The organism is Citrobacter sp. Marseille-Q3906 (assembly GCF_916618775.1).
GTDB lineage: Bacteria > Pseudomonadota > Gammaproteobacteria > Enterobacterales > Enterobacteriaceae > Citrobacter > Citrobacter murliniae.
Window position 1 is genome coordinate 373,269 of record NZ_CAKAKA010000003.1, and the last position, 18,566, is coordinate 391,834.

The window sequence follows — 18,566 nt, forward strand, 5'->3', positions numbered from 1 at the left end:
GGCCGACATTAATGCCTTTTTGCCATCAACTCCTCAGCAGAAAGGCCAGTGATTCTGAGAATGGTCAGTCTGTCGATACCGTCGGCTAACATGGTGGCAGCAATGCGTCGTGCTTCGTCTCGTTTACCTTGTTGTAAGCCCTCCTGTAACCCTTCCTGTAACCCATTCATATGCCCTTCCTGGCGTAATCTCTCTGCGATAGTCATCAGTCTCTCCTTGTGTTGAGGTAGGCGTCCGGTTACTTCGTCCATAAATTCTTTGAAATGCGCTGTGTCGCCAGCCTGAATCATGTAATTAAACAGGGCTTTCAACTGGTTGTCATTAGCGTTTCCTTTAACAAGCAGGACGACCAGTTTTTCCACTAATCCCATCAAATCTCGTTTCCGGATATGTTTTTGAATCAGCTCCAGTAGTGCTATACGGCGATGCTGCATGATCTCGTCATCAGCCATTACCGTGATATCTATTAATGGAAAAGTGTTCGCATAAAGTTGTCTGGCTGTCTCCGGATCGTCAAATTTATCCAGCCAGCACAAGGAGTAGGGATATGGGCTGACGGTGCCGTGATAAAAAAGCATGGGGATCACCAGTGGCAGCTTTTTGTGGCCCGCATCCAGATGTCGCTGCATGACTGCAATAGCATAACGCATAAGACGAAACGCCATATGTGCATCCGCGGCGCTCTGATGTTCAATAACCGTGTAGATGTAGCCATCGCCTTCACGAGTTTTTAGTGACCACAACACATCGCAATAGTGCGCACGCAAATCGTCCTCAATAAAACTGCCCGGTTCCAGTTTCAGTGTCTTTAGGTCACAAAGAATACGTAAAGAGTCTGGAAGATGAAGTTGAAGAAAGTCGCGAGCGGTAGCTGGATGGCCCATAAAAGTCTTGAAAATTGCGTCATGCGGCGTAGCTGTAGCGTCAGTATTCATGGCGGTCCGTCACCTGAAGAACAAGATGATGAGACTCTACTTGCCGTAGAAAAGGGAAGCATCCCCGTAATGTTAACGATGTGCAGAGGGTTGGAGGATAAATCTGTTTTGCTGAAAGAGTGACACTCTTATGGAATTCGTTTCGCAAAATCTCGGACGGCATGGATATTAGGTGCCGTTTGTAGGCCGGACAAACGTAGCGTCATCCGGCAAATAGCATTACGTTTAACGCAAAGCCCACCATTCGCGCAGGCAGGCTTTGCCTTCCGGGCAGCTTTTGCAGCTTCCGGAAAGACACCCCTCGGCATCTTCCTGAATTCGCTTCGCTTTGCCCATTTTCTCTAACTGATTCAGCATGGCGTCAATCATTGGCTGCGGGGTATGCAGCGTGTGGCTAATTTGCTTAGCCTCCATACGTCCCCGCAGAGCCAGTAAATCACGAACCTGTATAAGCGATGCCATGATCCACAACCTCAGTGGCAATCGCCAGTCGTGCTGGCACAGCACGAGCTTACCGTTTTGTTGGTTGCCAGCAGCGCAATATCCACACGGCTACGGGCGCGGCGTAGCAGACCCAGCAATACGATGTTAAACAGGATGACGGCTAAAATGCAGACCAGACTATAGGTCGGGTGCTGACTGTAGCTGACTGCCTGATAGAACAGCGTCGACAGTGAGTAGGCGATATTCAGGCCCCACAGAACGGAGAAGCCCATCCAGCCACGGCTGGATTCACGCGCGATAGCCCCCATAACTGAAATGCACGGAACATACAGCAGTACGAAAATCAGGTAGCTGTAAGCGGCTGCGGCGCTGCCAAATTTTTCGCCCATCACGCCCATGGCGCCAGTTGCCATCTCACCGTCACCTTTACTGGCTTCGATAGGGTTAGCCAGGACGCTCAGGCTGAAGGTATCTTTCAGGCTTTGCCAGGTTTCATCCAGTGCGCCGACTAACTCATCACCGAGGTGGAAATCTGCCGGGTTGAACTCTTCTTCCTGAATATTTTCAGCGGTATAGAGCGTATTCAGTGTACCGACAACCACTTCTTTGGCCATCGCACCGGTGAACAGACCCACGGTGGCCTGCCAGTTATCTTCGTGTACGCCAATCGGTTTAAAGACCGGGGTAATAACGCGGCTGACGGAAGCAAGGGCTGAGTCGTTGATGTTATCGACGATTTTCCCGCTCAGGGAGAAACTGTTAAACGCGCTAAGGAAAATACTGACAATGATAATGACTTTACCGGCACGGAGGACGAAGCCTTTCAGGCGCTGCCAGGTCTGGATGATCAGGCTTTTAATATGCGGGACGTGATAAACCGGCAGTTCCATCACGAACGGCGTTGCTTCGCCACGCATGATGGTGTGCTTGAGCATCAGGCCAGTCAGCACTGCCATGACGATACCTAACACATATAGCGAGAAGACCGCCAGCGCACCGTTCTGACCAAAGAATGCCGCTGCAAACACAGCGAAAATCGCCAGACGTGCTCCGCAGGACATAAACGGTGCCATCATGATGGTCATCAGACGTTCACGCGGCGCATCCAGTGTACGTGCGCCCATCACCGACGGTACGTTACAGCCGAAACCAACAATCAGCGGGACAAACGATTTACCCGGTAGCCCCAGCGCCTGCATCAGACGGTCCATTACAAACGCGGCTCGCGCCATGTAGCCGGAGTCTTCGAGGAAGGAGAGGAACAGGTACATCATACCGATTTGAGGGACCAGTGGCAGAACGGTGTTAATCCCGCCGCCAAGACCCTGCGCCAGGAAGATGGTCAGCCAGTCCGGGAAGTGCAGCGTGTAACCAATCCATTGAATACCATGGATAAAGAGTGCCACTGAACCGACGTCAAATAACGGCTGCAGCGCGCCACCGATGTTAATGGCGAGCAGGAACATCAGGTACATCACGAACAGGAATATTGGCAGACCGAGGAAGCGGTTGAGGACGATTTTATCGACAGCGGTGGTGAAGCGGCTTGGCTCGGCGGTCAGCGTGTTGCTGACGGTATCGCAGATCGCGGCAATGCACTGGTATCGCGCATCGGCAATGTGCAGCGCGGGATCGTCCATAGTTTCACTCAGACGGGCAATTGCACCATCCAGATTTTGCGCAGCATCGCCCGCGTAGGCGCGGCTGTAGATATCGCCTTCCAGCATTTGCAGGCCAAGCCAGCGACGTTGTTGTAGCGGCATCTCTTCGGTCATTGCGTCAGCCAGAGAATCTGCTTCACGTAGCAGTGGCTGAGCATAATGGACCAACTCGACGGCGTCGTTCTCTTTATAGCGATCGATCGCCAGCTTCAGCGCTTCAATCCCACGTCCACGCGTAGAAACCAGTGGAACCACTGGGCAGCCAAGACGGGCGGAAAGCGCATCGATATCAATACGGATTTGCTGCTTCTCAGCAATGTCCAGCATGTTAAGCGCGACGATACAGGGGATACCCAGTTCAAGCAGTTGCAGCGTCAGGTAGAGGTTGCGCTCAAGGTTTGAGGCATCGACGACGTTGATAAGCAAGTCGGCGTCGCCGCTTAAAATATAGTGACAGGCAATTTGCTCATCGAGGGAGGTCTGGGATGAGATCGTTGTCAGTGAATACGTACCTGGTAAGTCCACCAGCGTGACCTGATGGTCCGTCGTCGCAAAATGACCTTCTTTACGCTCAACGGTGACTCCAGCCCAGTTGCCTACACGCTGACGCGCGCCGGTGAGCTGATTGAATAAAGTTGTCTTGCCGGAATTAGGATTACCAATTAAACCAATGGTTAGTTTTTTCATTTTTATTGACTCACTGTATTAACAGGAAACCGCTTCCACTTCTAATAACGCCAGATCTTTTTTACGCAATACCAGACTTACGCGGCGAGTTTCAATGTGGATAGGATCACCCAAAGGTGCGACACGTACCACGTTGAATGATGAGCCTGGTAGCATGCCGAGTGACAATAACTTCTGACGGTACGCCGGACTGATTTCACGAGAAAAACCGGTAATTTTCCACGCAGTGTCTGGAGTGAATTGCATAGGGACCTACTTATATCTCGCTAACTGGATGATTACCTCATGGGGCTGCAGGGCGGCATGAGACCAGATGATTAGCTAACGGAGGAAAGAGTAAATAATCAACAATGCAATGATAATGAGAATGGTTTTTATCATCAATAGAATAAGTGTGACGGAATGTAGAATTGGATAATAATTTGAGTCAATTTTGATATGCCTCAACATTTAATCTGGTTTGAGACCGTTAATTTAATTCGGCAATTATTGATTTTTTAATGTTTAATTAAGGTTTCATCTGTTAACGATGTGAAAATTAATTGTGCGGTTAGTCCTTGGCTAATTAAATAACCGCTTCAATTTGTATTATTTAATTGTTAATCGAAGTGATATAGCCGGGGGAGCACAAGTGCCCCCCGGCATTCTGTCAGCGTTTCTTACCCATCGCCGCCGCCAGTGCATCCATCATGGCGCTGTTGCCGGCAGGCTGTGTATCACGCCCGCGCGGTTTTGCCGCTTTAGCTGCCGCTGCCGGGCGATTGCCCTGAGCGCGATCATTGCTACCGCCGCCGCGACGGGCGTTGGTTTCACCTGGCTGTTCGTCCAGACGCATGGTCAGGGCGATACGCTTGCGTGGTAGATCCACTTCCAGCACTTTCACCTTCACAATGTCTCCCGCTTTCACCACGGTGTGTGGATCTTCGACGAACTTATTCGACAGAGAGGAGATATGTACCAGACCGTCCTGGTGAACGCCAATATCAACAAATGCACCGAAGTTAGTGACGTTGGTGACTGCGCCTTCCAGAATCATTCCTGGCAGCAGGTCATTCATGGTTTCCACGCCATCAGCAAACTGTGCGGTTTTGAACTCCGGACGCGGATCTCGGCCCGGTTTTTCCAGCTCTTTGATGATGTCGGTGACGGTCGGCACCCCGAAACGTTCGTCGGTAAAGTCAGATGCCTTCAGGTTACGCAGTTCATTGCTGTTGCCCATCAGGTCACGCAGTGACTGCTCGGTCGCAGCCAGAATACGTTCTACGATCGGATAGGCTTCCGGGTGCACGGTCGAGGCATCCAGCGGGTTATCGCCGTGGTTGATGCGCAGAAAGCCCGCACACTGTTCAAACGCTTTTGGCCCCAGTCGGCTGACTTTTAGTAGCTGCTGACGATTCTGGAACTGACCGTTCTCATCACGCCAGGCAACAATATTTTGCGCCATCATCCGGGTCAGGCCCGCGACACGCGTTAACAGCGGGACGGAGGCGGTGTTCAGGTCTACGCCGACGGCGTTTACGCAGTCTTCCACCACCGCATCCAGCTTACGGGCAAGCTGTGTCTGGCTAACGTCGTGTTGATACTGACCGACACCGATCGATTTCGGATCAATTTTCACCAATTCAGCCAGTGGATCCTGCAGACGACGGGCGATAGAGACCGCACCGCGCAGTGAGACGTCGAGATCAGGAAACTCCTGTGCGGCCAGTTCGGAAGCGGAGTAGACCGATGCCCCGGCTTCGCTGACGATCACTTTTTGCGCGGTGACTTTCGGGAACTGTTTTTGCACATCCAGGAAGAAGCGTTCGGTTTCGCGGGACGCGGTGCCGTTACCAATCGCTACCAGTTCAACGTTGTATTTTTCACACAGCGCAGCAACGGCAACGGCGGCTTTGGCTGCCTGACCGGTATGTGGATAAATGGTGTCGGTAGCAACCAGTTTGCCGGTGCCGTCGACGACCGCAACCTTAACGCCGGTGCGCAGGCCGGGATCGAGACCCATCGTAGCGCGCAGGCCTGCCGGAGCAGCCATCAACAGATCGTGCAGGTTTCGGGCAAAGACGTTAATCGCCTCATCTTCCGCACGCTCGCGCACGGTCCCCATAAGTTCAGTCTCAAGATGCATCAGCACTTTGATGCGCCATGTCCAACTGACGACGCCTTTTCGCCAGCTGTCTGCTGGTGCGTTGTTCAGTCGCAGGCCAAGGTGATCCTGAATTATCTGCTCACCGTGACTCTCTTTTGGCGGCTCATCGAATTGCGGATCGGCATTCAATGAAAGCTGTAGCACGCCTTCGTTACGGCCACGGAACATTGCCAGTGCGCGGTGAGAAGGGACGCTGGAAATCGGTTCATGGTGATCGAAGTAATCACGGAATTTTGCGCCTTCCTCTTCTTTACCGCTCACTACGGTGGAAACCAGATGCGCATTCTTCCACAGGTAATCACGCACTTTTGCCAGCAGTGCAGCGTCTTCAGCAAAACGTTCCATCAGGATGTAACGTGCGCCGTCGAGTGCGGCTTTAGTATCCGCTACGCCGTTGTCGGCGTTGATGTATTGTGCCGCTGTGGTTTCTGGATTGTGGGAAGGTTCGTTCCACAGCAGATCAGCCAACGGCTCAAGGCCGGCTTCAATGGCGATTTGTCCGCGGGTGCGGCGTTTTGGTTTGTACGGCAGATAGAGGTCTTCGAGTTCGGTCTTACTTAACGTGCCGTTGATCGCTTTCGCCAGGTCGTCGGTCAGTTTGCCTTGCTCGCTGATAGATTTGAGAATGGCCTGACGGCGGTCTTCCAGTTCACGTAAATAACCCAGACGGCTTTCCAGGTTACGCAACTGCGTGTCATCCAGACCGCCGGTGATTTCCTTACGATAACGTGCGATAAACGGCACGGTGTTCCCTTCGTCAAGCAGGCGAACGGCAGCTTCTACCTGTTCGGCGCGAGCCTGAATTTCACCCGCGATAATGCGGCAGAACGAATCATTCATCATGGATTTAGTTTCATCTTTAGGATCAAAAATCAGGGGATAGTTATACGGACTGACACGCCAAAATGCCAGCCGAGACCCGATTCTCTCGGAATGTTCCAGGCTTATTTAACGTATTCAATCTCGTTAACGTACCAGCTGGCTTCCCCGGCAGGTGTGTTCACCACCGCGAGATCGCCCACCTCTTTTTTCAGCAGTGCTCGCGCCATCGGTGAGTCGATAGAGATGTAATCCTTACGACCAAAAATTTCATCGTATCCGACAATGCGGAATTTGCGGGTATCGCCATCATCATTTTCAATCTCAACCCACGCGCCAAAGAATACTTTGCCCTCCTGCTGTGGGGAGTAATCGACTATTTTCAGATTCTCCATGCACTTCGTCAAATAACGGACACGCCTGTCGATCTCTCGCAGGCGCTTTTTATTATACTGGTAGTCAGCATTTTCGCTGCGGTCGCCCAGACTTGCGGCCCAGGTGACTTTTTTGGTGACTTCCGGGCGCTCTTCACGCCAGAGATAATTCAGCTCTTGTTTGAGTTTTTCATACCCTTCACGGGTTATCAGGGGCGTTTTCATCTTATTGTTTTACCTTCGACTCTGTGATGATGCGCACAATTAGTATTACGTGAGCATATCAACAGAATAAATAATGTATTGCGAGAAACATTGTATACTTAAGCTGCTGTTTAATATGCTTTGTAACAATTTAGCCTGGAATTCATACCAGAATTCACTGGTTACTCTCGTAAGCTTTCTTAAGAATACACACTTACAATTGTTGCGAACCTTTGGGAGTATAAAACAATGCAAGAGAACTATAAGATTCTGGTGGTCGATGACGACATGCGCCTGCGTGCGCTGCTGGAGCGTTATCTGACTGAGCAGGGCTTCCAGGTTCGAAGCGTCGCAAACGCTGAGCAGATGGATCGTCTGCTAACCCGTGAATCCTTCCACCTTATGGTACTGGATCTAATGCTTCCTGGTGAAGATGGCCTGTCAATTTGCCGCCGCCTGCGCAGTCAGAGTAACCCGATGCCCATCATTATGGTGACGGCGAAGGGCGAAGAAGTTGACCGTATCGTCGGGCTGGAAATCGGTGCTGACGACTACATCCCTAAACCGTTTAACCCGCGTGAACTGCTGGCGCGTATTCGCGCTGTGCTGCGTCGTCAGGCGAATGAGCTACCGGGCGCGCCTTCTCAGGAAGAAGCGGTAATTGCTTTCGGTAAGTTCAAACTGAACCTCGGTACTCGCGAAATGTTCCGCGAAGATGAGCCTATGCCGCTGACCAGCGGTGAATTTGCGGTGCTGAAAGCGCTGGTCAGTCACCCGCGTGAACCGCTGTCTCGCGATAAGCTGATGAATCTTGCCCGTGGTCGCGAGTATTCCGCGATGGAACGTTCCATTGACGTGCAGATTTCTCGTCTGCGTCGCATGGTGGAAGAGGATCCAGCACATCCGCGTTACATTCAGACCGTATGGGGTCTGGGCTACGTCTTTGTCCCGGACGGTTCTAAAGCATGAGGCGAATGCGCTTCTCGCCACGAAGTTCGTTTGCTCGCACATTATTGCTCATCGTCACCTTGCTTTTTGCAAGCCTGGTGACGACTTATCTGGTGGTGCTGAACTTCGCGATCCTGCCGAGCCTCCAGCAGTTTAATAAGGTCCTGGCCTACGAAGTTCGTATGCTGATGACCGATAAACTGCAACTGGAGGACGGTACACAGCTGGTTGTGCCTCCCGCATTCCGCCGGGAAATTTACCGTGAGCTGGGAATTTCCCTCTATTCCAACGAAGCCGCTGAAGAAGCTGGACTGCGTTGGGCGCAACACTATGAATTCTTAAGCCATCAGATGGCGCAACAGCTCGGTGGCCCGACGGAAGTTCGCGTTGAGGTCAACAAAAGCTCGCCTGTTGTCTGGCTGAAAACCTGGCTGTCGCCTAATATCTGGGTGCGCGTACCACTGACGGAAATCCATCAAGGCGATTTCTCACCGCTGTTCCGCTATACGTTGGCGATTATGCTGCTGGCTATCGGGGGGGCGTGGCTGTTTATTCGTATCCAGAACCGACCGCTGGTAGATCTTGAGCATGCGGCATTGCAGGTGGGGAAAGGTATTATCCCACCGCCGCTGCGAGAGTATGGCGCTTCAGAGGTGCGTTCTGTTACCCGTGCTTTCAACCATATGGCGGCGGGCGTTAAGCAACTCGCCGATGACCGAACCCTGCTGATGGCGGGAGTCAGCCACGATCTGCGTACGCCGCTGACGCGTATTCGTCTGGCGACGGAAATGATGGGCGAAGAAGATGGTTATCTTGCGGAGTCCATCAATAAGGATATTGAAGAGTGTAACGCCATTATCGAGCAGTTCATCGATTACCTGCGGACGGGTCAGGAGATGCCAATGGAGATGGCGGATCTGAACTCCGTGCTGGGGGAAGTGGTTGCGGCGGAAAGTGGTTATGAGCGTGAAATTGACACCGCACTGCAGCCTGGCGTTATTCAGGTGAAGATGCATCCACTGTCGATTAAACGTGCGGTCGCCAATATGGTGGTTAACGCAGCCCGCTATGGTAATGGCTGGATTAAGGTCAGCAGCGGAACGGAGCCACATCGCGCCTGGTTCCAGGTGGAAGATGATGGTCCGGGTATCAAGCCGGAGCAACGCAAACATCTGTTCCAGCCGTTTGTCCGCGGCGACAGCGCGCGTAGCACCAGTGGTACCGGTCTGGGTCTGGCTATCGTACAGCGTATTATTGATAACCATAACGGTATGCTGGAAATTGGTACCAGTGAGCGCGGGGGATTGTCGATTCGCGCCTGGCTTCCGGTTCCTTTCACCCGCGTACAGGGTGCAACTAAAGACGTATAAAAAAGGGAGGCGCGATGCCTCCCTTTTTGTCTCGGTCATTTCTGTTGACCGGAAGGATACCCACCTTCCGGCACGTCAATTTACAGTTTCGGACCTGCGCTAACCAATGCTGCACCAGCTGGTGTATCGGTGTACTTCTCAAAGTTCTCGATAAACAGTTTCGCCAATGCATTGGCTTTTTCCTGCCATTGCTCTGGTGATGCGTAGGTATTACGCGGATCGAGAATACGCGTATCCACGCCCGGCAGTTCCGTTGGGATCGCCAGGTCAAACATCGGCAGACTGAACGTTTCTGCATCATCCAGCGAACCGTTCAGAATGGCGTCGATAATGGCGCGAGTATCTTTAATTGAGATACGCTTGCCGGTGCCGTTCCAGCCGGTATTCACCAGATAAGCCTGTGCGCCTGCGGCCTGCATACGTTTCACCAGAACTTCTGCATACTGGGTTGGGTGCAGTGACAGGAATGCCGCACCGAAGCAGGCAGAGAAGGTTGGGGTCGGTTCAGTCACACCACGCTCGGTACCGGCCAGTTTAGCGGTAAAGCCTGAGAGGAAGTGGTACTGAGTTTGATCTGCTGTCAGGCGAGAGACTGGCGGCAGAACACCAAACGCATCGGCGGTCAGGAAGATTACCTTGGTGGCATGGCCCGCTTTTGACACCGGCTTAACGATATTGTCGATGTGATAAATCGGGTAGGAAACACGGGTATTCTCGGTTTTAGAACCGTCGTCGAAATCGATAGAACCGTCTTCACGAACGGTGACGTTTTCCAGCAGCGCATCACGGCGGATTGCATTGTAGATTTCCGGCTCGGCATCTTTAGACAGCTTGATAGTCTTCGCGTAGCAGCCGCCTTCAAAGTTAAATACACCATCGTCATCCCAACCGTGCTCATCGTCGCCAATCAGGCGGCGTTTCGGGTCGGTGGACAGGGTGGTTTTCCCGGTACCTGAGAGGCCAAAGAAGACCGCCACATCACCTTTTTCGCCTACGTTCGCAGAGCAGTGCATGGATGCAATACCCTTCAGCGGCAGCAGGTAGTTCATGACGGAGAACATACCTTTCTTCATCTCGCCGCCGTACCAGGTGCCACCGATCAACTGAATGCGTTCAGTCAGGTTGAATGCAACGAAGTTTTCAGAGTTCAGACCCTGCTCTTTCCATTGTGGGTTGGTGCATTTTGCGCCGTTCATTACGATAAAATCAGGTTTAAAATCAACCAGTTCCTCATCGCTCGGACGGATGAACATATTTTTGACAAAATGCGCCTGCCAGGCGACTTCGGTAATGAAGCGCACGGAAAGACGGGTATCTGCGTTGGCACCGCAGAACGCATCAACGATAAACAGGCGCTTGCCAGAAAGTTGTTGGGTGACTAACCCTTTCAGATGCTGCCAGGTTTCCTGGGAGAGCGGTTTGTTGTCGTTCTTGCCTTTACCTTTGTCGGACCACCACAGCGTGTCACGCGTGGTGTCGTCGCGGACAATGTACTTATCCTTCGGCGAACGCCCGGTAAAGATACCGGTATCAACTGCAACGGCGCCCAGGTTAGTTAATACGCCACGCTCGTAACCTTCCAGGTTTGGATCAAGTTCTTCCTGGTACAACAGGTCGTAGCTTGGATTGTAAACGATATCCTGAACGTCATTGATACCATAAGCCTTGAGATCTTGCGGGGTTAAACTGGTGTTCACACGCATTTCACTGCTCCTTAGCCAATATGTATTACCTGGAATAGTAAGGTTTTTTAGGGGTTGCTAACCGCGACAAGGCTCATAGATTTACGTATCCGGGCAAAATCACGGGCGACCGAATACGCTGCGACTCCTGTCACAAAGAGGCGGATATTATGGCAGGAAACCCTTTTTTGTTGTGGAAAATGTTCTTAAAACGTTAATGGAGAGTGTATTTGGCGGGAATGTTGTGAGTGTAATCGCATTCATGTAAGAAAATAACGTAACTAAAACATGAGAAATATCGATTCACTTCGCGCAGTTGTGGACTGAAAGCGGCATGTTGGTGCAACGAATTGTGAAGATGATGCGATAATTAGCCTTTCTCTCCAGTCAGGATAACGATATGGATAGTGTTGAACTTTCACCTACGACTCGTTGGGGCATGATGTTAGTCGGCCTGCTGCAAGGCGTGTTGTGTTATCTGCTGATGACATACCTCATACCTCATAACAGCGACTGGCTGTTCTATGGGATGCCCGTAACGGTTGCGCTGACTTCGGCACTTCTGCTTACTGTTGTTTCTTTCAGGCAGCGTGCGCTGTGGTGCTGGATGGCACTGATCTTCGTTGTTGTGCTGGCGATGAGCGTTTGGCTGAAATGGAACGTCGGGGGCAGTAATCGGTGGAGACAGGAAGACGTTTTTTTCGTTTACGGCTGGCGCTTACTTCTCATGGCAATGCTGGCACTGCCCTGGATTCAATACCAACTCCACGCGCGTACCGATCAGTCTCGCTATTCTCAGTTTTATACCTGCTTTTGGCTTAACACGCTGACGCTGCTGATTGTCTTTGTCACTAACGGCTTGTTCTGGCTGGTGCTCCTGCTGTGGAGTGAGATGTTTAAGCTCGTCGATATTACCTTCTTTAAGACGCTTTTCTTTGAGACCGATTGGTTCGGTTATGTGGCATTTAGCTTGATTACCGCACTGGCGGTAGTTCTGGCGCGTACGCAGTCGCGTTTGGTGGCTGCCGTTCAAAAGTTACTGACATTTATCGCTACGGGTCTTTTACCGCTGGTTGCGCTGTTAGCGCTGATGTTTATGCTGACCGTGCCTTTCACCGGGCTGGAGGCGATTTCACAGCGGGTGTCGGCGGCTGGCTTGATGTCCACGTTGACGCTGATCCTCCTGCTGTTGATGGCCATTGTGCGCGAGCCGCAAAAAGAGGCGTTACCCTATCCTGGCGCGTTACGCTATCTGATCAAATCCTCACTCGTTGTCGCCCCCATTTATATGCTGATTGCCGGTTGGGCACTATGGGTGCGCATTCACCAATATGGCTGGACGTCTGAGCGCTTGCATGGTGTGCTGGTTGTCGTTGTGCTGCTGACCTGGTCGCTTGGCTATCTGGCGAGCATATTATGTCGTGGCCGTAACCCACTTGAAATTCAGGGAAAGGTTATCCTTGGTGTTTCATTACTGGCCCTGGGGCTGTTGATTCTGTTGACGTCGCCCGTACTCGACGCATGGCGCATTAGCGTCAACAGTCATATGGCACGCTACTACAGTGGTAAAAATACGCCGGATCAGGTCAGTCTGTATATGCTGGATCGTAGCGGAAAACCGGGACGGGCAGCGTTGGAGGCATTACGCAATGATGAGGCGTTCAACAAGGATAGTAAGCGCAGGCGTGACTTAAACTCACTTCTACAGGGAGAGCGCGATCCGATTAAGACTCTGACCGCGACACAGCTAGCTCCAAAGGTGATGATCGCGCCGGGCAGCAAGAAGCCAGACGAGGCGTTCTGGGTGTTTGTCAAAGGGCAGAGCTACCGTATTAGCTCCTGTTTTGAACAGGACGCATGTGTGCTCGTTGATCAGGATCTCAACGCTGATGGCAAGCCTGAACAGGTGCTGTATGCATTTGCTGAGGGAGAAAGTCTGGTCATTGGTATGAAAGGGGAACAATGGGATCTGGTCGCCGTTGCTCAGTTACCGGAGGGATTCAATAAGGACCAACTTCTGCAGGCGCTGGTGAATCATAAACTGGATTCAGCCCCCAGAGTCTGGCGGGATATCACCATTAATGGCGAACGGCTAAAAATGAATTATTACGCTGAGTAAGCGAGCGTTAGCCCGGCAGGATGAACAGCCCGCCGGGCTAAGAACTTAATGCACCTGCGGGTCAGCAGGGGACGCGTTACTACGGATCTCAGCAATATCCATAGCGTTAAACAGATAGTGGCTACCGCAGTAATCGCAGTGCATATCGATTTCACCTTCTTCTGCCAGAATGCTGTCCACTTCTTCGTCCGGCAGCGTTTTCAGTGCGCCAGCACAACGTTCGCGTGAACAGGTACATTTGAACTCAACATCCTGCGGATCGTAAAGCGTCACTTCTTCTTCGTGGTACAAACGCCACAGTACTTCGTTGGCAGGCAGCGTTAGCAGTTCTTCAGCTTTAATGGTTTCTGTCAGCGCAGCAAGGTGATCAAAATCATCCGCCTGCGCATTTTGTGCTGGCATCACCTGCAGCAGCATACCGCCAGCTGCTGGTTTGCCATCGACGTCGCCAGTACGGATAAAGAGACGCGTTGGCAGCTGTTCTGAACGCAGGAAGTAGTCTTCCAGACAGGCCGCCAGAGTATCTCCTTCCAGACCGACCACGCCCTGATAGCGCTCGCCTTCTTCCGGGGTAATGGTGATCACCAGATAGCCGTTGCCGACCAGAGTTTTCAGGTCGGCATTTTCAGGGATATCGCCCTGTATGCGAGCGACTCCGCGCATTTGCTGATTGTTGTTGCCATTAATTACCGCCAGGCTGAGCGGGCCATCGCCTTGCAACTGCACGGTGATATCACCGGCAAATTTCAGTGTAGCGGTCAGCAGGCTGGTAGCAACCAGCAGCTCGGCCAGCACGGTTTTGACCGGCTGCGGGTAAGTATGGTTTTCGAGGATCTGTTGCAGGGTTTCCGAAACGGTTACCAGCTCGCCGCGCACGGCAAAGTTTTCAAACAGATAACGATGTAATTGGTCATGTTGCGGCATAATCATCTCTCTTGCAGGTGACAGTCATTCACTGTCGCCGTGTTTAAATCGTAACAGGTCGCGGCGCTCTTTTTTGTCCGGCCGTCTGTCCGGGTGCGGCATAGTCAGGGCGTTAAGCTTACGTGCCAGCGCCATTTTTTCGCGTTTTACAACGCTCTCCGCGGTTTCTTCATACAGCGAAACGGCTTCAGTTGCCGGGCGACGCTGTTCGGTAATGGCCTTGATAATGACCGTCCGCTCGTCATTTCCCTGGCGCAGGGTGAGGGTGGCATTCAGTTCGACAATTTTACTCGGCTTACTGCGCTGCCCGTTGTAATGCACCTTACCGCCTTCAACCATTTCACGGGCTATCGCACGTGTTTTATAAAAACGTGCTGCCCACAGCCATTTATCCAGCCTGACTTCAACAAAGGGCTTCTCTTTCATGGCATCTCCTTCACATCAGTGAGGGGATCAGTCGGCGGTAGTCATTCAGTGACGGATGGCGTGCATACTGTTTTTCCGCAATACCTGAGTCGGGATTGGTCACGCCGAGGCAGTAACGAATGCCGAATTGAGCAGCGGCGTCGAGAATGGGTTCGCTGTCGTCAATAAACAGCGTCTTCTCGGCACTTATTCCCGTTTCTTCAGCCACAGCGTGCCATAACCGCTGATCCTCTTTGGGATAACCAAATGTGTGGGTGGAAAGTAATAAATCAAGGTGTGAGGCCAGTCCGGTATGCTCCAGCTTCACCGCCAGGTTATGCGGATGTGCATTGGTGAGCAAAATACGTCGTTTACCGGACGCTTTTAAGGCATCAAGAAACGGAACCGTATCTTCACGCAGCACCGCACGCGGCCCCTGTTCCGTCGTCATGGCGCAAATATCCAGACCCAGGCACTCGCTCCAGTAATCCAGGCAGTACCAGTTTAGCGTATGCTGTACGGCATGATACTGCTGGCGAATATATTCCTGAGCTTCCCGGGGGGTAATGCCTTGCTGAGCGCCATAGGTTTCCGGCACCAGTTTTTGCCAGAAATAGTTATCGAACGCCAGATCGAGCAGCGTGCCGTCCATGTCCAGCAAGACCGTGTCGACATTCTGCCAGGCAATATCAATACACTTCATCATTCAAGCTGCCCCTGCGTTTGTTGACCCCAGAGACTGACTTTAATCAGCACCTGGGAATTATCCTGAGGAAAATTAGATGCGCGACAGGGTAGCATATCCTGTCGCGCGGGCGTGTTATCGAATCAGGCTTTCCGGGTCGTCAATCAGCGTTGGATTCAGGCAACTTTCGTAGTATCCCTGAATTTCCGCGATGCGGGAGCGGTGACGCTGGTAGCGTCTGAAGGCCTGAACGCCGTTGTAGATGGCGCAACCCAGCATGCTAAACATCAACAGCGTGGTGCCAAGATAACGCCATAAGCCCGCGCGATCCGGGATTCGATGCAGGCCAATGTGCTGAGTGCCGTTGGCGTCGGTAGAGATATTGGTGACAATTCCTTCAGCGCGGAAGGGAGTCTGCATTAGCATCTGTGCCAGGCGCTGGAAGGCGCTCCACTGTTCTTGCGGCGGGTAGTCGTACAGAGAGGTCGATGGCCAGGCTTGATCGATCAGATCGCTGCCTTCATCACTAATAATCAGGAATCCCCCTGGGGCAGGGCTGTTCAGCGCCTGAGCCGCCCGTGCGGTCTCTCGTGAAATAAACGGTGATGTAGACGTATTCACCAGATTATCCAGCGACTCTGCGCTAACCGGTCGCAGCAGAACGTTTACGCCATCCAGCTTCCCAGCGTTTGCCCGCTTAACCAGCGCAGTCCAGTCTTTACTGTTGCCTAAATTAACCAGCGCATTTTTCAGGCGCACGCATTCATCCTCGGCGGCGCACAGATCGGCAGTTTTCAAGACAATTTCACCAAAATCATCCAGCAGTACCATACCGGATTTTTGGATTGCTGAACGTAGCGATGCGCTGACGCGGGAGTCATCATCTGGTTTTGGATGGAGCTGACGGTTGACGGCCTGCGTTAGCGCAATGGCTTTATTCACCAGATCGGATTCTGGCAACGGCAGCGCGCGGGCATCGTTCCAGATAATTTGCGAGCAGTCGAAAGGCGTAAAAGGCGTGGCGGGCAGCGCGCTCCAGCTCCCTGGTGTATGAATATTACACATTCCCGTACCGCTCAGATGCAGTGTGTCACCAACACGAACGCCTGCGTTTTCAAGCTGCTTAACGCTGGTGGCTTCGATAGTTTGTGCGCCTTTCATCCATGAAAGGGTGAATTTTATCGGCATATCCAGCGGGATCCAAAACAGCAGCATCAGCAGTACCAGCAACGAGCCGCCAGCGATGACGGCGCTGCGTAACCAATGCTGTAGCGGAAAGTTTTTTACTTCGTCGTGCAGGGATAAAAAACGGCCCTGGCGGACAACGTGGCGATCCAGATAAATATCGATATCCGTTTGCTGCCCGAGGTCCTGCGCAATGTATGGCTGCCAGTGAGGCGGGTAAATCAAATCGATAATTCCCAGCGAGATATTATTGATTTGCTCCTGGTCGTTTTCACCAAATAGTCCCCACCGGCGCGGGGTTCCACGCAGACAATGTATTTCCCGCAGCGCGGTTTTAGACGGCGGGGCAAACAATCCCCACAGCCCAGCGGCCAGCAGCAGCACGGCTCCGCCGACCATCCACGGCACGAAAGTATCCGGCATAATTAAACAGAAAAAGAACAGCAGGAACGAAGCCACAATCAGTAACGCTTCGCGCAGCCCCGCAGGGCGGCTAAGTACATACTCTTCGTGTGTTTCCTGGCGAATATTCAGCAGTTCAATCTGCTCACTCTCTTCGCCGCGAATGGATGCCTGCGTAGACGCGGTGTGTTGCAACGCGTAGCCACGCGCCTCCTGCATATACTCTTGCAGTGTGTGCCCGTTTAAAGAGATAACCAAAGGCAGCGTATTGGTGTGGATCAGCTCAACGTTATTTTCGTCATTGATGTACTGTTCCCAGAATGGAGGCAGGTGTACCTCAACGGAGTCCAGATAGTAGCGCCATTTGTTAGGATCGTCGGTGGTGATGCCATAGCGCGTAATCGAATGAGTCAGAACGATGACGCTGTTACTTTGGGAATTCAACGTTAACGATACAGGCGCAGTACTGGCTCCTGTTGGGCCAGGAACTTGCTGAATTTGACTGAGGTTTTCAAGATAGTTTTCGACTGCACCACGCTCTTCGGGTGTCAGTTTACGCTTTGTCGCGTCTGAGAATACGTTGCTCCAGGGCAATTTTTGCCGCCTGGATTTTAATCTGAGTAGCCAACCTGCAAGTAACGAGCAGGCCAGCAAAGCAGCTAAAAAAATCAGAATGGTGCTCATGCTTTCCCCATCTTACTTAGTCTGTCAGGTGTAGTCAGTCGCACCTTGTACAATATTCGTGATTCTGTGGTTGGCTATCGGCAAGCGTGGAGTTGAACTTGAGCATCTTTATGAACAGCCCAGTAAATGCGAATAATAGCAAAATCACTAAAAACGGAATATCAGCAAATTCCTGGAGTTATTTCAACCTATTGACTTTTAATTTGAAATGAGAATTAACTTTTAGTACGTTACATAAATGTAAATAAACGGCAATTCACGTTGCCGAAACCGTGCGGTCTATCGCACAATGACCCCAGATTTCACAGCAAAGATCCTCATGATGAGCAAATCATTACAGAAACCCACGATTTTGAAAGTGGAAACCGTCGCACAATCCCGGTTGTTTAAAATCGAAAGCGTGGACCTTGAGTTCAGCAACGGCGTACGCCGCGTGTATGAACGTATGCGCCCGTCCACTCGCGAAGCGGTAATGATTGTGCCGATTGTTGACGACCACCTGATTCTCATCCGCGAATATGCGGTGGGGACAGAATCCTACGAACTTGGGTTTTCTAAGGGATTAATCGATCCCGGTGAAAGCGTGTTTGACGCGGCGAATCGGGAGCTGAAAGAAGAAGTGGGATTTGGGGCAAAGGACCTGACGTTTTTGAAAAAACTCAGCATGGCACCCTCCTATTTCTCCAGCAAGATGAACATCGTGGTGGCGGAGGATCTTTATCCTGAATCGCTGGAAGGCGATGAACCAGAACCGTTACCACAAGTGCGCTGGCCGCTGGCACATTTGATGGACCTGTTAGAAGATCCTGATTTTCATGAAGCGCGTAATGTGAGCGCACTGTTTCTGGTTCGCGAATGGCTGAAAGGACAGGGACGACTTTGATTTTTATGT

General features: G+C 51.9%; 15 protein-coding genes. 4 read left to right on the plus strand and 11 right to left on the minus strand.

The features are described 5' to 3' along the window. Nucleotides 1-8 precede the first annotated feature (8 nt). The 6 genes from LG384_RS19075 to greB form a co-directional block, all read right to left on the minus strand. A complete protein-coding gene (locus tag LG384_RS19075) occupies nt 9-935 on the minus strand; it encodes an Rpn family recombination-promoting nuclease/putative transposase (RefSeq protein WP_225761387.1) in 927 nt (308 codons plus the stop codon). Between the two features lie 225 nt (nt 936-1,160). Beyond that, nucleotides 1,161-1,397, minus strand: a complete 237-nt coding sequence (gene feoC, locus LG384_RS19080) for a [Fe-S]-dependent transcriptional repressor FeoC (RefSeq protein WP_045448454.1) — start codon at nt 1,395-1,397, stop codon at nt 1,161-1,163. Between the two features lie 11 nt (nt 1,398-1,408). Further along, nucleotides 1,409-3,727: a Fe(2+) transporter permease subunit FeoB gene (gene feoB / locus LG384_RS19085; protein ID WP_045448452.1), complete on the minus strand. Its 2,319-nt coding sequence runs from the start codon at nt 3,725-3,727 to the stop codon at nt 1,409-1,411. Between the two features lie 18 nt (nt 3,728-3,745). Beyond that, on the minus strand, nt 3,746-3,973 hold the full coding sequence (feoA, locus tag LG384_RS19090) for a ferrous iron transporter A (RefSeq protein WP_045448450.1): 228 nt from the start codon (nt 3,971-3,973) through the stop codon (nt 3,746-3,748). 403 nt (nt 3,974-4,376) lie between these two features. Next, entirely contained in the window at nt 4,377-6,716 is a 2,340-nt protein-coding gene (locus LG384_RS19095; RefSeq protein ID WP_225761388.1) for a Tex family protein, read from the minus strand. 101 nt (nt 6,717-6,817) lie between these two features. Next, nucleotides 6,818-7,291, minus strand: coding sequence for a transcription elongation factor GreB (gene greB / locus LG384_RS19100; RefSeq protein WP_045448445.1), 474 nt, complete (start codon nt 7,289-7,291; stop codon nt 6,818-6,820). Between the two features lie 228 nt (nt 7,292-7,519). Between greB and ompR the strand changes: the two genes are divergently transcribed. Beyond that, on the plus strand, nt 7,520-8,239 hold the full coding sequence (ompR, locus tag LG384_RS19105) for a two-component system response regulator OmpR (protein ID WP_001157751.1): 720 nt from the start codon (nt 7,520-7,522) through the stop codon (nt 8,237-8,239). Further along, a complete protein-coding gene (gene envZ, locus LG384_RS19110) occupies nt 8,236-9,588 on the plus strand; it encodes a two-component system sensor histidine kinase EnvZ (RefSeq protein ID WP_045448442.1) in 1,353 nt (450 codons plus the stop codon). The genes ompR and envZ overlap by 4 nt, the downstream gene beginning before the upstream one ends. 80 nt (nt 9,589-9,668) lie before the next feature. Here envZ and pckA read toward each other — a convergent pair whose 3' ends face one another. After that, complete coding sequence (gene pckA / locus LG384_RS19115; RefSeq protein ID WP_045448440.1) at nt 9,669-11,291, minus strand: phosphoenolpyruvate carboxykinase (ATP); 1,623 nt, start codon at nt 11,289-11,291, stop codon at nt 9,669-9,671. 379 nt (nt 11,292-11,670) lie between these two features. Here pckA and LG384_RS19120 point away from each other — a divergent pair, with 379 nt between their 5' ends. Next, entirely contained in the window at nt 11,671-13,389 is a 1,719-nt protein-coding gene (locus LG384_RS19120; protein WP_225761389.1) for a DUF4153 domain-containing protein, read from the plus strand. A gap of 45 nt (nt 13,390-13,434) precedes the next feature. Here the strand turns inward: LG384_RS19120 and hslO are convergent, their stop codons facing one another. From hslO to igaA, 4 genes are all read right to left on the minus strand, one after another. Continuing rightward, nucleotides 13,435-14,313: an Hsp33 family molecular chaperone HslO gene (gene hslO / locus LG384_RS19125; RefSeq protein ID WP_045449817.1), complete on the minus strand. Its 879-nt coding sequence runs from the start codon at nt 14,311-14,313 to the stop codon at nt 13,435-13,437. Between the two features lie 24 nt (nt 14,314-14,337). Continuing rightward, nucleotides 14,338-14,739 (minus strand): ribosome-associated heat shock protein Hsp15, encoded by a 402-nt coding sequence (hslR, locus tag LG384_RS19130; protein WP_225761390.1) that lies wholly within the window; start codon nt 14,737-14,739, stop codon nt 14,338-14,340. A gap of 10 nt (nt 14,740-14,749) precedes the next feature. Beyond that, entirely contained in the window at nt 14,750-15,421 is a 672-nt protein-coding gene (gene yrfG, locus LG384_RS19135; RefSeq protein ID WP_045449815.1) for a GMP/IMP nucleotidase, read from the minus strand. A gap of 117 nt (nt 15,422-15,538) precedes the next feature. Next, nucleotides 15,539-17,674: an intracellular growth attenuator protein IgaA gene (igaA, locus tag LG384_RS19140; protein ID WP_225761391.1), complete on the minus strand. Its 2,136-nt coding sequence runs from the start codon at nt 17,672-17,674 to the stop codon at nt 15,539-15,541. A 322-nt stretch (nt 17,675-17,996) separates the two neighbouring features. Here igaA and nudE point away from each other — a divergent pair, with 322 nt between their 5' ends. Continuing rightward, nucleotides 17,997-18,557 carry an ADP compounds hydrolase NudE gene (gene nudE / locus LG384_RS19145; protein ID WP_045449813.1) on the plus strand — a complete coding sequence of 187 codons (561 nt, stop codon included), beginning with the start codon at nt 17,997-17,999 and terminating at the stop codon, nt 18,555-18,557. The last annotated feature ends 9 nt before the right edge of the window (nt 18,558-18,566 follow it).

Excerpts from the sequence above, each read along its gene's own strand:
- LG384_RS19075 (WP_225761387.1), bottom strand. The coding sequence starts at position 935 with ATGAATACTGACGCTACAGCTACGCCGCATGACGCAATTTTCAAGACT.
- feoC (WP_045448454.1), bottom strand. The coding sequence starts at position 1,397 with ATGGCATCGCTTATACAGGTTCGTGATTTACTGGCTCTGCGGGGACGT.
- feoB (WP_045448452.1), bottom strand. The coding sequence starts at position 3,727 with ATGAAAAAACTAACCATTGGTTTAATTGGTAATCCTAATTCCGGCAAG.
- feoA (WP_045448450.1), bottom strand. The coding sequence starts at position 3,973 with ATGCAATTCACTCCAGACACTGCGTGGAAAATTACCGGTTTTTCTCGT.
- LG384_RS19095 (WP_225761388.1), bottom strand. The coding sequence starts at position 6,716 with ATGATGAATGATTCGTTCTGCCGCATTATCGCGGGTGAAATTCAGGCT.
- greB (WP_045448445.1), bottom strand. The coding sequence starts at position 7,291 with ATGAAAACGCCCCTGATAACCCGTGAAGGGTATGAAAAACTCAAACAA.
- ompR (WP_001157751.1), top strand. The coding sequence starts at position 7,520 with ATGCAAGAGAACTATAAGATTCTGGTGGTCGATGACGACATGCGCCTG.
- envZ (WP_045448442.1), top strand. The coding sequence starts at position 8,236 with ATGAGGCGAATGCGCTTCTCGCCACGAAGTTCGTTTGCTCGCACATTA.
- pckA (WP_045448440.1), bottom strand. The coding sequence starts at position 11,291 with ATGCGTGTGAACACCAGTTTAACCCCGCAAGATCTCAAGGCTTATGGT.
- LG384_RS19120 (WP_225761389.1), top strand. The coding sequence starts at position 11,671 with ATGGATAGTGTTGAACTTTCACCTACGACTCGTTGGGGCATGATGTTA.
- hslO (WP_045449817.1), bottom strand. The coding sequence starts at position 14,313 with ATGCCGCAACATGACCAATTACATCGTTATCTGTTTGAAAACTTTGCC.
- hslR (WP_225761390.1), bottom strand. The coding sequence starts at position 14,739 with ATGAAAGAGAAGCCCTTTGTTGAAGTCAGGCTGGATAAATGGCTGTGG.
- yrfG (WP_045449815.1), bottom strand. The coding sequence starts at position 15,421 with ATGAAGTGTATTGATATTGCCTGGCAGAATGTCGACACGGTCTTGCTG.
- igaA (WP_225761391.1), bottom strand. The coding sequence starts at position 17,674 with ATGAGCACCATTCTGATTTTTTTAGCTGCTTTGCTGGCCTGCTCGTTA.
- nudE (WP_045449813.1), top strand. The coding sequence starts at position 17,997 with ATGAGCAAATCATTACAGAAACCCACGATTTTGAAAGTGGAAACCGTC.